This is a genomic window from Pectobacterium hainanensis (assembly GCF_046237015.1).
In the GTDB taxonomy this organism is placed as follows: domain Bacteria; phylum Pseudomonadota; class Gammaproteobacteria; order Enterobacterales; family Enterobacteriaceae; genus JBJYIN01.
In genome coordinates this window covers 268,950-284,840 of record NZ_JBJYIN010000005.1, presented here as the reverse complement: position 1 = coordinate 284,840, position 15,891 = coordinate 268,950, and the positions used below count along the sequence as shown (strand labels likewise).

At 54.3% G+C, this 15,891-nt stretch carries 7 protein-coding genes; 5 read left to right on the top strand and 2 right to left on the bottom strand.

From position 1 onward, the window contains the following. The 5 genes from ACKPVM_RS07430 to ACKPVM_RS07410 form a co-directional block, all read left to right on the top strand. The coding region (locus ACKPVM_RS07430; protein ID WP_409308227.1) for a BapA/Bap/LapF family large adhesin at positions 1–7,865 on the top strand (7,865 nt) is incomplete at its 5' end. Between the two features lie 169 nt (positions 7,866–8,034). Then, positions 8,035–9,456 carry a TolC family outer membrane protein gene (locus tag ACKPVM_RS07425; RefSeq protein WP_409308250.1) on the top strand — a complete coding sequence of 474 codons (1,422 nt, stop codon included), beginning with the start codon at positions 8,035–8,037 and terminating at the stop codon, positions 9,454–9,456. After that, positions 9,453–11,624, top strand: a complete 2,172-nt coding sequence (locus tag ACKPVM_RS07420; protein WP_409308226.1) for a type I secretion system permease/ATPase — start codon at positions 9,453–9,455, stop codon at positions 11,622–11,624. The genes ACKPVM_RS07425 and ACKPVM_RS07420 overlap by 4 nt, the downstream gene beginning before the upstream one ends. Continuing rightward, entirely contained in the window at positions 11,614–12,810 is a 1,197-nt protein-coding gene (locus ACKPVM_RS07415; protein ID WP_409308224.1) for an HlyD family type I secretion periplasmic adaptor subunit, read from the top strand. The genes ACKPVM_RS07420 and ACKPVM_RS07415 overlap by 11 nt, the downstream gene beginning before the upstream one ends. An 81-nt stretch (positions 12,811–12,891) precedes the next feature. Then, complete coding sequence (locus tag ACKPVM_RS07410; RefSeq protein WP_409308222.1) at positions 12,892–13,662, top strand: DedA family protein; 771 nt, start codon at positions 12,892–12,894, stop codon at positions 13,660–13,662. A gap of 69 nt (positions 13,663–13,731) precedes the next feature. Here the strand turns inward: ACKPVM_RS07410 and ilvN are convergent, their stop codons facing one another. Together ilvN and ilvB are read right to left on the bottom strand one after the other, a co-directional pair. After that, a complete protein-coding gene (ilvN, locus tag ACKPVM_RS07405) occupies positions 13,732–14,025 on the bottom strand; it encodes an acetolactate synthase small subunit (protein WP_409308220.1) in 294 nt (97 codons plus the stop codon). A 4-nt stretch (positions 14,026–14,029) separates the two neighbouring features. After that, entirely contained in the window at positions 14,030–15,694 is a 1,665-nt protein-coding gene (gene ilvB / locus ACKPVM_RS07400) for an acetolactate synthase large subunit (RefSeq protein ID WP_409308218.1), read from the bottom strand. Positions 15,695–15,891 lie beyond the last annotated feature (197 nt).

Sequence of the window (15,891 nt, the reverse complement as noted above, 5' to 3'; positions counted from 1 at the left end):
TTACTGCAGAGGCCCCGGATACGACCGCGCCAGCCGTACCGACCGATGTCGAGGTGGCGGAAGATGGCACTTCCGTCAGCGGTAACGCCGAACCGGGCAGCACGGTGACCCTCACTGATGCGAACGGTAATGTACTGGGCGAGGCCACGGCAGGTGAAGACGGAAGCTTTACCGTGCCGTTAAATCCAGCGTTGACCAACGGTGAAACGGTGAATGTGATCGCCACCGATCCTGCTGGCAATAGCAGCGATCCGGTCATCGCAGAGGCCCCGGATATGACCGCGCCAGCCGTACCGACCGATGTCGAGGTAGCGGAAGATGGCACCTCCGTCAGCGGTAACGCTGAGCCGGGCAGCACGGTAACGCTCACCGATGCTGATGGAAATACTCTGGGCGAAACCACGGTAGGTGAAGACGGCAGCTTTACCGTGCCGTTAAATCCGCCATTGACCAACGGGGAAACGGTGAACGTGGTGGTCACCGATCCTGCTGGAAACAGTAGCGGTCCGGTCATCGCAGAGGCACCAGATACGACAGCGCCAGCCGTACCAACGGATGTCGAGGTGGCGGAAGATGGCACCTCCGTCAGCGGTAACGCCGAGCCGGGCAGCACTGTGACCCTCACTGATGCGAACGGTAATGTACTGGGCGAGGCCACGGCAGGTGAAGACGGAAGCTTTACCGTGCCGTTAAATCCAGCGTTGACCAACGGTGAAACGGTGAATGTGATCGCCACCGATCCTGCTGGCAATAGCAGCGATCCGGTCATCGCAGAGGCCCCGGATATGACCGCGCCAGCCGTACCGACCGATGTCGAGGTAGCGGAAGATGGCACCTCCGTCAGCGGTAACGCTGAGCCGGGCAGCACGGTAACGCTCACCGATGCTGATGGAAATACTCTGGGCGAAACCACGGTAGGTGAAGACGGCAGCTTTACCGTGCCGTTAAATCCGCCGTTAACCAACGGTGAAACGGTGAACGTGGTGGTCACCGATCCGGCTGGCAATAGCAGCGATCCGGTCACCGCAGAGGCACCGGATACGACCGCACCAGCCGTACCGACCGATGTCGAGGTGGCAGAAGATGGGACGTCCGTCAGCGGTAACGCCGAACCGGGCAGCACGGTGACCCTCACCGATGCTGATGGGAATACTCTGGGTGAAACCACGGTAGGTGAGGATGGCAGCTTTACCGTGCCGTTAGATCCGCCGTTGACCAACGGTGAAACGGTGAATGTGGTGGTCACCGATCCTGCTGGCAACAGCAGCGATCCGATCACCGCGGAGGCACCCGATACAACGCCACCGGACATGCCGCATGCTTACCTGAATGAAGCGGGCACGGCGCTGAATGGGACGGCCGAACCAGGCAGTACGGTGACGGTGACGTTGCCGGACGACACCATAATTACGGCCACAGCGACAGACAACGGTACCTGGAGCATCAGTCTGCCGGACGGATTGGAAGCGGGTACACAGCTCGATGTAACGGCGACGGATGCAGCAGGAAATACTTCGCCGTCATATACGGTGACGGTACCGGATACATCAATACCCGATACCACTCCGCCGGAGGCACCGGAAGCGGTGGTCAGCGCGGATGGCCTGACGGTCAGCGGGAATGCGGAGCCGGGCAGTACGGTGAGCGTGACGCTGCCGAATGGCACGGTACTGGTCACGACACCTGATGAGTATGGGGTGTACAGCGTGACGTTACCGACAGCATTGCTGAATGGTGAAACAGTCACGGTCACGGCGACGGATGCAGCCGGTAATACGTCAGAAGTGACGAGTGCAATCGCACCGGATACGACCGCACCAGCTGTACCAACCGATGTTGAGGTAGCGGAAGATGGCACCTCCGTCAGCGGTAACGCCGAGCCGGGCAGCACGGTGACGCTTACTGATGCAGACGGTAATGCACTGGGCGAGGTCACGGTGGGTGAAGACGGCAGCTTTACCGTGCCGTTAAATCCGCCGTTGACCAACGGTGAAACGGTGAATGTGGTGGTCACCGATCCTGCTGGCAATAGCAGCGATCCGATCACCGCGGAGGCACCGGATACGACCGCGCCAGCCGTACCGACCGATGTCGAGGTGGCAGACGATGGGACGTCCGTCAGCGGTAACGCTGAACCAGGCAGCACGGTGACGCTCACCGATTCCGATGGGAATGCACTGGGCGAGGCCACGGCAGGTGAAGACGGCAGCTTTACCGTGCCGTTAGATCCGCCGTTGACCAACGGTGAAACGGTGAATGTGGTGGTCACCGATCCTGCTGGCAACAGCAGCGATCCGATCACCGCGGAGGCACCCGATACAACGCCACCGGACATGCCGCATGCTTACCTGAACGAGGCGGGTACGGCACTGAACGGAACCGCCGAGCCGGGCAGTACAATCACGGTGACGCTGCCGGACGACACCACACTCACGACTACGGCGGCAGAAAACGGTACCTGGAGCGTCACGTTGCCAGCAGTGCAGGAAGCTGGAACGCAGCTCGATGTAACGGCGACGGATGCGACAGGAAATATCTCACCGTCGTATACGGTGACGGTACCGGATACATCAATACCGGATACCACACCGCCGGAGGCACCGGAAGCGGTGGTGAGTGCAGATGGTCTGACGGTCAGCGGGGATGCGGAGCCGGGCAGTACGGTGAGCGTGACGCTGCCAAATGGTACGGTACTGATCACGACACCTGATGAGTTTGGGGTGTACAGCGTGACGTTACCGACAGCATTGCTGAATGGTGAAACAGTCACGGTCACGGCGACGGATGCAGCCGGTAATACGTCAGAAGTGACGAGTGCAATCGCACCGGATACCACGGCACCAGCCGTACCGATCGATGTCGAGGTGGCAGAAGATGGTGCTTCCGTCAGCGGTAACGCCGAACCGGGTAGCACGGTGACCCTCACCGATGCGAATGGCAATGTACTGGGTGATGCCACGGCAGGTGAGGATGGCAGCTTTAGCATATCTCTGAGCCCGGCACTCACTAACGGCGAGAACGTGACGGCGGTAGCCACCGATGCGGCAGGCAACAGCAGTACGCCAGCCACGGCGACAGCGCCTGATACGACCGCGCCAGCCGTACCGACCGATGTCGAGGTGGCGGAAGATGGCACCTCCGTCAGCGGTAACGCCGAGCCGGGTAGCACGGTGACGCTCACCGATGCAAATGGTAATGAACTGGGCGAGGCTATCGCGGGTGAAGACGGTAGCTTTACCGTGCCGTTAGATCCGCCGTTGACCAACGGGGAAACGGTGAATGCGGTTGCCACCGATGGGGCTAATAACAGCAGCGCACCAGCCACCACCAACGCCCCCGATACGACAGCACCGTTGCCTCCAACTAATCTGTCAGTTGCAGAAGGTGGGGTGTCCGTCAGCGGTAACGCCGAGCCGGGCAGTACGGTGACGCTCACCGATGCAGATGGTAATGCACTGGGCGAAGCGACTGCTGGTGAAGACGGCAGCTTTACCGTGCTGTTAGATCCGCCGTTGACCAACGGTGAAGCAGTGAATGCGGTTGCCACCGATGGGGCTAATAACAGCAGCACGCCTGCCACCACCAACGCCCCCGATACGACCGCACCAGCCGTGCCGACCGATGTCGAGGTGGCGGAAGATGGCACCTCCGTCAGCGGTAGCGCCGAACCGGGTAGCACGGTGACGCTCACCGATGCAAATGGTAATGAACTGGGCGAGGCTATCGCGGGTGAAGACGGCAGCTTTACCGTGCCGTTAGATCCGCCGTTGACCAACGGGGAAACGGTGAATGTGGTGGTCACCGATCCTGCTGGCAACAGCAGCGATCCGGTCACCGCAGAGGCCCCGGATACCACCGCACCAGCCGTACCGACCGATGTCGAGGTGACTGAAGATGGCACCTCCGTCACTGGTGACGCCGAGCCGGGCAGCACGGTAACGCTCACCGATGCTGATGGAAATACTCTGGGCGAAACCACGGTAGGTGAAGACGGCAGCTTTACCGTGCCGTTAAATCCGCCGTTAACCAACGGGGAAACGGTGAATGTGGTGGTCACCGATCCTGCTGGCAATAGCAGCGATCCGGTCACCGCAGAGGCACCCGATACAACGCCACCGGACATGCCGCATGCTTATCTGAACGAGACGGGCACGGCACTGAACGGGACCGCCGAGCCAGGCAGTACGGTGACGGTGACGTTGCCGGGTAACCCTCCCCTTATGGACACTGTGGCAGACAACGGTACCTGGAGCATCAGTCTGCCGGAAGGATTGGAAGCAGGTACACAGCTCGATGTGACGGCGACGGATGCAGCAGGAAATACTTCTCCGTCGTATACGGTAACGGTACCGGATACATCAATACCCGATACCACGGCACCGGAGGCACCGGAAGCGGTGGTCAGCGCGGATGGTCTGACGGTCAGTGGGGATGCGGAGCCGGGCAGTACGGTGAGCGTGACGCTGCCAAATGGTACGGTACTGATCACGACACCTGATGAGTTTGGGGTGTACAGCGTGACGTTACCGACAGCATTGCTGAATGGTGAAACAGTCACGGTCACGGCGACGGATGCAGCCGGTAATACGTCAGAAGTGACGAGTGCAATCGCACCGGATACCACGGCACCAGCCGTACCGATCGATGTCGAGGTGGCAGAAGATGGTGCTTCCGTCAGCGGTAACGCCGAACCGGGTAGCACGGTGACCCTCACCGATGCGAATGGCAATGTACTGGGTGATGCCACGGCAGGTGAGGATGGCAGCTTTAGCATATCTCTGAGCCCGGCACTCACTAACGGCGAGAACGTGACGGCGGTAGCCACCGATGCGGCAGGCAACAGCAGTACGCCAGCCACGGCGACGGCGCCTGATACGACCGCGCCAGCCGTACCAACCGATGTCGAGGTAGCAGACGACGGTGCTTCCGTTAGCGGTAATGCTGAGCCGGGTAGCACGGTGACGCTCACCGATGCAAATGGTAATGAATTGGGCGAGGCTATCGCGGGTGAAGACGGTAGCTTTACCGTGCCATTGTCTCCGGCACTGATCAACGGTGAAACGGTTACTGCCATTGCCACCGATCCATCAGGTAACAGCAGTGCGTCGATTACGGTCACTGCGCCAGTGATGGTTCTGGAGGCTAACGATAATGCCGTGTTACTGGATTTGGTGACGGAAGCAGAAGTGACCTCTGAGCAATACAGCGACTGGGGTGTGTTGGTCGTCGGTGCGCTGGGTAACATCATTTCGTTACTGGGAGATGATAGTGCGCAAGTCAACTTTACGGTTGATAGCGGAGCGTCGGCTGACATGGTATTGGATGCGAGTGCTACCGGTGGCGTGCTGTCTTTGCTGAGTACCATGGGGGTCATTGTTCAGCAATATGATACGACAGCCAATTCCTGGAACACCATCGTTAATACGTCGGATCCTCAGTGGGCCAGCCTGCTGACTATCGGTAGCAACAGCGTGACATTGAATCTGGAGGGGCTGGGAGAAGGGGCTTACCGTGCAATAGCCTATAACACGACATTGTTGGCGGTAGGATCTTTCACCAACATTACCGCGACGGTGACGCAAACTGGGGCTGGCGTCGTCAGCGGAGAAACCATCTTCAGCGGTAACGTGATTACCGATGTCGACTCGGAGAATGGTTCTGATGTCGCGCCAGTAGGTACGGTTGTGACGCAAGTGGAAAACGGTACGGGAGATGTTGTCGAGGTTACGCAGGATGGTACGAGTATCCAGGGGGAATATGGAACGTTGTCTATCAACCTGGACGGTAGTTACACCTATACATTAACCAACACTTCTCCTAGCGTATTGGGGCAAACCGACAGCTTTACTTACACGATCAGTGTTAGTGGTGTCACCGCCACAGCCAACCTCAATGTGTCGCTGGGTGAGGCAATTGATATCCCTGCCAGTAACGTTGTCGTGACGGATGATTCGGCCTCCATTACCTATGAAACCACTGTGGACACGATAGATAACGGAACGTCATCGCAAGGTGGCTTTACCTTAATCAACGTTGGCCTTGGTCGTGAGTTGAATGTCGGTATTTTGGACGATCTCGCCAGCCCAATTATCTTTGATGTTGAGGAAGGTACGGTTCGGACGATGACGTTGCAATCCTCCGTTGCGGGATTGTCGGCGTTTTCTGAATTTGATCTCTACATTTACAAATTTAATAACGCGACACAGCAATATGAACAGCATCGTGTGGAGGAAGGTTGGCTCAAGACGACGCTCGTGTTGGGGTCTTCTGAAGAGTTGACCTTGACACTCGAAGGCGGGCGCTATCTGTTCCTGCTAGATACGGTATCCGGCATTAGCGTGGTAACAGGCTATACGCTGGATGTTCTGGAAGACCATGTCTATACCGTAGAGACGGTGAGTGCTAACACCACAGGCAATGTGATGGACGACGACATCGCGCCGGAAGGTTCGGTTATCAGTACGGTCAATGGCGTCACGGTGGTGGCTGATGGTACCACGAGTATTAGCGGTGAATATGGTGTGCTGATGATTGATGCTCAGGGGAACTACAGCTATACGCTGAATGCTGGCCTCGGTGCGGATAGCATTACCGCCCCAGACAGTTTCGTCTATACGGTGACCGCACCAGATGGTGAATCCGATACCGGTACGCTAAATGTTGAGCTGATTCCTAGTGGGTTGACTGCCGTGGACGATAGCGTTGCGTTACCTGCGACAGCAGCAAATGAAGAAACGCCTTACATCGACAGTAATGCGGGGACGGCTTCCTGGACCACGTTGCCGGTCGTTTCTTCAAGCGGTAGCGCAGAAGGTTCGATAACCGTGGCAGACGATACCATATTGAAGGATGCCGTCATTACGTTTGATGTGGATACTGCGCTGGGCATCGGCAGTTTGAACATATCCTGGAGCCTGGTAGACGGTAGTGGGGAGGAAATCAGAACAGGAGTTGTTAACAGTAGTTCGTTAATCAATCTCCCATTTATTGGCATTGGGGCAAATATTCCATTGACTGGGTTGGAACTGGCCGCTGGTGATTACACACTTCGCTTTACGGGTTCTATCGGTGCATTAGGGATAACCGTGGGGAACGTGACGATAGCCGCTTCCGTCGCCGGGACTAGCATATTACTGGATGACTTCCTGACAGAAACTGCCGCGGTAGAAGGCAATCTCTTTGATGGCAGTGGTTCGGAAAGTAATAGCGCTGACCAACTGGTTTCTGTCGATACCGTACTCTCCATTGTGGATGCGGATAACCATGTTATCACGCTCGATCCTCGCGAGAACATTGCGACAGCCACAACCGTAGAGGGCAAATATGGCGTCCTGACGCTAGAAGTCAATGGTGACTACCGCTATGAACTGAACGCTAATGTGAACCCTGAGACTATCACCGAGAAGGAAACGTTCACTTATACGCTGACGACGGAGGGAGAGGGAACGGCCGAAGCCGTGTTGACCATCGATTTGGCGCTGCAACTGAATGGCTCTCGCTATAACGATACGGCAACCAGTTCGGCTTATGACGATACGTTTACGCTAGGTGATGGTAAGGATACCTTAATTTTCAAATTGTTAGATCCGGAAGGCGTGACCGGTGGTAACGGTAGTGATACCTGGACCGACTTCTCGCTGGCTGATGGCGATCGGATTGACGTCAGTGCGTTGTTGCAAGGCTGGGACAGCGAAAGCGGCAATCTTGGCGATTGGATTTCTGTTGATATTGTTGATGGGAACACCGTGATCGCCATTGATCGAGATGGACAAGGTTCGGCGTTTGAATCTGCTGAACTGGTCACATTGCAGTCTGTTCAGGTTACGTTGGAGGAATTACTGGAGAGTAATGCCATCACTGCCTAACGCATAACTAACGCGACATATAACGAAAGCCCACGGCGCAGCAATTTCGCTGCGTCAGTGGCGCTGCTTATTTCATCCGTTATTTATATTAGGGAAGAATATGGAAATCTGTCATCGGTCTACTTATCGTCACAATGCTTATCGTCAAAATACTTATCATCAACGTGTTATGAAGTGGGGCTTTTTTCTGGTTTTCGTTGGAGGCGTTAATGGTGCGGTGAGTGACGCACAGGCAGACATTTCACCTGTAGTGATCAGTTCTGAGCAGCTTATTTCTCGTGAATCACTTTCTCATCAGTCATTACCTTCACTGTCTGGCCCGGTAGCCCCGGCGCTTACCAGCAATGCACCTGAACGTCTCGACCTTAATACCGCCGTTGCGCGGGCCGTCTCCTGGCATCCAGACATTCGTGAAGCCATCGGACGACTGTTTGAACAGTCGGAAGCGGTCAATATTGCACGGTCGCAATATTATCCACAAATCAGCGGTGGCATTAATAACGGTATAACCAATAGTTACAGCAACAGTGGCTATAGCCCCTCTTTGGTGTTGTCGATTTCCCAGATGTTGTATGACTTCGGTAAAGTGGACAGCCAGGTTCGTGCTGCCAATGCTGGCGTGGCGCAGGAGCAGGCAAATGTTTTGGTCAGTATTGACTCTGTCGCGCATGAGACCGCTTTAGCGGTTGTTCGAGTTCAGGGTTATCAGAAATTAGTCGGTATTGCCAGCGATCAACTGGCCGCGCTTAACCGTATTAGTCAACTGGCTCGGCAACGCAGCGACGAAGGTGCCAGTTCGCTGTCTGATGTGGTGCAAACTGATGTGCGTATCGAAGGTGCCCGATCTGCATTGTTACAGTATCAGGCGAGCCTTGATCGTTGGCGCGCCACATTGGCTTCCCGCTTGGGGTGGGAACGAATTCAACAGGTCAACCATGATTTTCCCAGTAGTCTGGGGAAATCATGCGACGTGAATCAACCCGATGAACGGCTTATCCCAGCGGTATTAGCGGCTTATGCTCAGGCTAACAAAGCACAGGCTCAGCTTGATGAAGCCAATGCGCGGATGTTGCCCACGGTTTCATTGCAACCGGAAGTCAGCCACTACCTGAACGATCGTTACGCCAACAGCGAAACGCTGAATCGCACGCAATATTCCGCCTGGGTAAAAGTTGAAGTCCCGCTTTATCAAGGTGGTCGATTAACCTCTGGTCGTAATGCTGCCACGCATTCGCTTGAGGCTGCGAATGCCGCGATACAAAATGCGCGACTGGATGCTCACCAGCAACTGGCTGAGGCGAGAAATGAGTCTCAAAGTCTGGCACGAACGCTACAAATTCAGGTACGGCAACAAGATCTGGGGGAAAAGACGCGTGCACTTTATCAACAGCAATATCTGGAATTAGGCACCCGACCGTTACTGGATGTTCTGAACGCCGAACAAGAAGTCTTTCAGGCTCGTTTTACCGAGCAACAAACGTTGATGCAATTACACCAACTGCAACTCGACTGTCTGTACAGTACGGGAAAAATGCGCGCGGCGTTTGCATTGAACAATAGTACGATCCAAGCCGTGGAGATTCAGCCATGAGCCAGGTTGCTGAACAACATGATAGCGTGGCATCGGAAAACACCTCACGCACACTATTGCATTGGGCTTCTGCCGTCAGCTACATCGCCAGTTATTATCGGCTCTCTTTCTCCCCCGGCGCACTTCGGGCTAGCGCCAGATGGTTAGATCAGCACACGTTTTCATCGGCACTAAAAAATCTGGCACGATTGGCGGGAATGACTGCACGTGTTCATGGCGGTCAGGATATTTCCACATGGCATTTACCCGTGGTGATTCAACTGATGGATGGGCAAGTGGGGGTTATCGAACAGTTTGATGGTAAGGATACCGTGAGTCTGTGTCTGATGACGGACGATAATCAACTGAGTCAACGTTCGCTGAGCCAATTGTTGCCGGAGATTCAGCACATTGCGGTATTGCGTCCTGCGAGCGGGGTGAAAGACAGTCGGGCGGAGCAGTACCTGCAACGTTATCGCCCGGATTGGTTGTGGAAACTGGTCTTACGGGATATTAAACCCTATAACTACGTGATGTTGGCGTCGTTGTTAGTGAATACGCTATCGCTGTCTGGGATCCTGTTTTCAATGCAGGTTTATGACCGTGTGGTTCCCGCCCAGTCTTATCCGACACTGTATGTCCTTTCAATCGGTGTACTGATTGCCGTGATCTTCTCTTTTTTACTGCGCATCGCACGGTCACACATTATGGATATCCTCGGCAAACGGGCTGATATTCGTGTTTCCGATCGTGTCTTTGGTCATGCACTACGATTGCGTAACAGCGCCATTCCGCGCTCAACCGGGAGTTTCATTTCGCAACTGCGAGAATTGGAGCAAATCCGTGAAATGGTTACGTCGACAACGGTATCCGCCATCGTCGATCTGCCCTTTTTTATCCTGTTTTTAGTGGTGCTGGCGATTATTGCGCCATCGCTGGCATGGATCCCTCCTGTTGCCGCATTACTGATGGTCTTGCCTGGTCTATTGGTGCAAAAAAGACTGGCGTATCTGGCACGTCAAGCGACACAAGAGAATACGTTACGTAATGCAGTGTTAGTGGAGAGTATTCAAGGTCTGGAAGACATCAAACTGATGCAGGCGGAAAACCGTTTTCAACAGCAGTGGAACAATTACATCAGCATTAGCGCAGAGTCCGGCGTGCGGATCCGTAAACTGACACAATGGCTGATTAGCTGGGGGATAAGCGTACAAGGCATGGTGTACGCGTTAGTTGTGATGGTTGGCGCGCCCTTGGTGATCGATGGTGAAATGACAACCGGGGCAATTGTTGCGGCATCCTTATTATCATCGCGGATGATTATGCCAATGACGTCACTGTGCGGCGTATTGGCGCGTTGGCAACAGGTCAAGGCGGCAAAGGAAAGTTTGGATAGCATCATGCAGTTGCCAGTAGAAAGCGGCGACGATGTTGATGATGACGAGAAAGTTCACTGCGATGTGTTGTACGGGGATTATCAATTCCGTGGCGCGGCATTCCGTTACCACAGCGAAGAAAGCGTGAATGCATTGAAAATTGCGAAGCTGGATATTCGTGCTGGCGAAAGGGTTGCCGTATTAGGACGGAATGGTGCAGGAAAATCCACGTTACTTCAGGCGATGTCTGGCGGGATGGCATTGGTTGAGGGGGAATTAAGGCTGGATAATCTGAGTTTGGCGCATATTGATATGGCAGATGTGCGGCGAAATGTTGCACTGGTAACGCAAAATTCCCGCCTGTTTTTCGGAACGTTACGTGAAAATCTCACGTTGGGGGCTCCTCGGGCCAGCGATGCGGAGATCTTTGCTGCGCTGGCGGTGTGTGGCGCCGAGCATTTTGTCAAAAAATTACCGCTGGGGTTAGAGCACCCGGTTATGGAAGGGGGGATCGGTCTTTCCGGCGGGCAACGACAGTCAATTCTGCTGGCTCGTATGTTGCTGCGCGATCCCAATGTGGTTTTGCTGGATGAGCCTACGGCCTTTTTGGATGAACACACTGAACGTGAATTTATTCAGCGCCTGGGCGTATGGCTTGCCGGTCGCACGTTGATTGTCGCGACTCACCGTGTCGCGGTGCTTGAATTGATAGAACGTGTCATTGTGCTGAAAGATGGACAACTGGTTATGGATGCGCCGAAAGAGCAGGCGCTCAATAAGGGACGCTCACAGGAGGCGAATAATGAACGCTAATGTCCCTAAACTTGTGGTTGACGATCTGGACAATGATTACGCTCAGGAAAGCCAGTACGCCGGTACAAGGCGGGTCATTATCATCACCTCGCTATTGTTACTGGTCAGTGCGGTGTGGGCATGGTTCGGAACGCTGGACGAGGTGTCTACCGGTGGGGGAAAAGTGATCCCCAGCTCGCGTGAGCAGATTTTGCAATCGCTGGATGGCGGTGTTTTGGCCGAGCTCAATGTTCGTGAAGGAGATGTGGTGGAGGCTGGGCAGGTGGTGGCAAGGCTAGATCCGACGCGTTCTGAGTCCAACGTGGGAGAAAGCGTTGCCCGTTATCGAGCGTCATTAGCGGCGAGTGCTCGTCTCATGGCCGAAGTTAACGATGAATTATTGGTATTCCCCGAATTGTTAAACGATCAGTCTGAGCTAATCTCTGCCGAAACCCGCCTTTATCACAGTCGTCGTGCGCAACTTGCGGATTCGGAAAGGCAGTTAAAAGAAGCGCAAAAGCTGGTCCAAAGCGAATTAGGGATTACCGAGCGCCTGGTAAAAACGGGGGCAGCGAGCCACGTTGAAGTGCTGCGTCTGCGACGCCAGCAAGCGGATCTCGATCTGAGGCTGACGGATTTACGATCGCAATATTATGTTCAGGCGCGTCAGGAGCTGGCAAAAGCCAACGCGGAAGTTAACATGTTGCAGGAAATTATTCGGGGGCGCTCAGACTCCGTCACCCGCCTGACGGTACGCTCTCCGGTACGGGGTATTGTGAAAAACGTTCAGATCACGACGATAGGCGGTGTGATTGCGCCGAATGGTCAACTGATGGAGATTGTTCCATTAGATGATCACTTGTTGATTGAAGCGCGGTTGTCTCCACGGGATATCGCGTTCATTCATCCCGACCAGAAAGCGCTGGTGAAGATCACGGCCTACGATTATGCCATTTATGGCGGTCTGGATGGTGTGGTAGAAACCATTTCGCCGGACACCATTCAGGACGAAGTGAAACCTGAGATCTTTTACTATCGGGTCTTTATTCGCACCCAGCAGGATTATTTGCAAAACGACGCCGGACAGCAATTCTCCATCGTACCGGGAATGATTGCGACGGTTGATATTAAAACGGGTGAAAAAACCGTCATGGATTATTTAATCAAGCCTTTTAATCGGGCGAAAGAAGCGTTACGTGAACGTTAGTGATGAGATGAGAAATGGCCTGTTGACTCTCTCTACTAGGATCCAGACAATCCTATTTTTACCCACGTTGAGTGAGACTATATGGAAGCATGGCTGGATCATCTGGTTACCCAATCATTAGCCTATTCACTGATCGCTGTCATGCTGGTTGCTTTTCTGGAGTCGCTTGCACTGGTTGGCCTGTTGCTGCCGGGCACGGTGATGATGGCGACATTGGGGGCGCTGATCGGTAGCGGTCAGATGGGGCTATATCCCGCGTGGGCGGTGGGGATTGTTGGCTGTTTTATGGGGGATTGGATTTCTTATTTCATTGGACGAACGTTTAAACAACCGCTACACCAATGGACTTTCCTGAAACGCCATCAAACGTTACTCAGAAAAACTGAGCATGCTTTACACCAACATCCAATACCGACCGTGCTGATTGGGCGGTTCGTTGGGCCAACGCGTCCGCTGATCCCTATGGTGGCGGGTATGCTGGGGTTGCCGCCGCATAAGTTTGCCGTACCTAACATCATTGGATGTCTGGCATGGCCTCCTGCCTATTTTTTACCCGGCATATTGGCTGGTGTGGCGATAGATATTCCTGCTGGCGTCAATAGCGTTGGTTTTCGGTGGCTATTGCTGGTTACCGCGCTGCTGCTTTGGATTGGCGCGTGGTTAGGCTGGCGTTGGTGGCGGGGGGATAAGCGCAAAAAACGCGACTGGTTTAGCAAAAGGCTGCCGTTGAGTCGTTTACGCTGGGTTGCGCCATTAACGATGATTGCAGCAGGCGCATCGCTGACTATGTTGATCATACATCCGCTGATGCCTATTTATCGCCACCTTTTGTGGCAGGTATTACACGGATGAATGTCAATCCCCCAGAAAGCGGTGTTCATTTCTGGGGGGATTGAGCTTTCTGAATGTTGTCACCCGATACTATCGGTAAAATTCTGCGACCTGATCAAAGATACGCATTTCCTCGCCGTGACGTTGTACGTTAACGACATCTTCCAGTTTTTCAACCTGACTAATCATTTGGGGAAGCCGCTGGTCGTCTTGCACCAATAGCCAGATTCGGCTTTCAGCACCACCGGCTAATGGCATACAGAGGATACCTTCTACGTTAAAGGCGCGACGAGCAAAGAGACCGCACACGTGTGACATCACACCGGGATGATTGCGTACTGAGAGTTCCAACGTGACCTGCTTGGAAGTCGATAGGGTTGTCATGTTTTTAATCTCCAATCATATCAATGTTGGCCGCGCCCGGCGGTACCATGGGATACACTTTTTCATTCACATCTATCAAGACATGAATGAATGCCGGACCCGGTTGATTCAATGCTTCGGTCAATGCAGCTTGCGGATTGTCTGCGGCGTTCAGGTCGCAGACGGCGAAGCCAAAGCCTGCTGCGATCGCCAGAAAATTCGTCTGGTAACGATAATCTGCGGCAAAGATGCGTTTCTGAAAGAACAGATCCTGCTGCTGGTGCACCAGACCCAGAGACTGGTTATTCATCAAAATAATTTTTACATTCAGGTTTTCTTCTGCGGCGGTTGCCATCTCCTGAATGTTCATCATCAGACTGCCATCGCCAGAAAAACACACGACGGTACGATCGGGTTCGGCTAATGCGGCACCGATTGCGGCAGGCAGGCCGAAGCCCATGGTGCCTAATCCGCCAGAAGTCAGCCACTGTCTAGGCCGACGCAGCGGATAAGATTGTGCCACCCACATTTGATGTTGTCCGACATCGGTAGCGATGATGGCGTCATCCGTCAGCGCCTGAGCCGTTGCCTGGATCAGCCCGTAATGGCTCAGCGGGTCGTTGGCTCCCGGCATATTAAAGGGAAATTCTTGTTGTAAATCGCGCACTGTTTTACACCATACTTCGCGTTTCTGAGTGTCGATCAGTGGCAGTAATTGTTCCAGCGCTTCTGCAACATCGGCATTTAGGGCAACGTGAGGCTGTCGGATTTTACCCAGCTCAGCCGGATCGATATCAATATGGATCACACTGGCCTGTGGGCAGAATTGCTCTGCTTTGCCGATGGCGCGATCGTCAAAGCGAGCGCCCAATACGATTAACAAATCTGCCTGTTGTAAAATCAGATTGGTAGAACGTGCGGCATGCATTCCTAACATGCCAAGCGATAAAGGATGGTCTACGGGCATGGCACCTAATGCCATCAGCGTCATGGTGGTCGGCAGATGCGATCGTTCAGCCAGGTCGATGGCTTGTTTGTGAGCTGAGGCGCTGATAATGCCACCCCCCAAATAGAGGATTGGCCGTTGTGCCGCGTTAATCATGGCGGCAGCCTGCATGATTTTTTGTGTGTCAACGGTGGGGAAACCATCGTTTTGGCTAACTGGCGGTAAGGTATCTAATTCGATTTCGGCCGTTTGGATATCTTTAGGGATATCGATCCAGACCGGGCCGGGTCGACCTGACTGTGCAATACGAAAGGCTTCTGGAATGACGCGCGGTAACTCATTGATATCTCTTACCAGGTAGTTGTGCTTCGTCACCGGAATTGAGATGCCGTAAGTATCAACTTCCTGAAAGGCATCTGTCCCAATCATGCCAGACGGTACCTGACCGGTAATACAGACCAGTGGAATGGAATCGAGTTTGGCGTCGGCAATGGCTGTTAACAGATTGGTTGCGCCTGGACCGCTCGATGCCATACAGACGGCTGCCCGACCATTCGCCCTTGCCATGCCTTGAGCCATAAATCCCGCGCCTTGTTCATGCCGGGCGAGTATATGTCGGATGGATTGACTCTGGCCGAGTGCATCGTATAACGGCAAGGCGGCTCCACCTGGGATCCCTGCTACTGTTGTGATGCCCTGCTGTTCAAGCAGCCGGACGATCAATTGGGCGCCTGTATAACGCATATTTATATCCTTCATCAGGGCCGGTGCGTTTTCAGAGCGGGGAGGTAGAAACAAGAAACCCCGCTCGGCTAGCGCCGGCGGGGTTTGGAATCTTTCGCTTGATTCGGAACCCGTTACGGCGCGCTGCCGACGACGACCACCACGACTGCCACGCGCACGACGACGACCGCGTCAACATGCGCGGTGCTTAGTAGTGC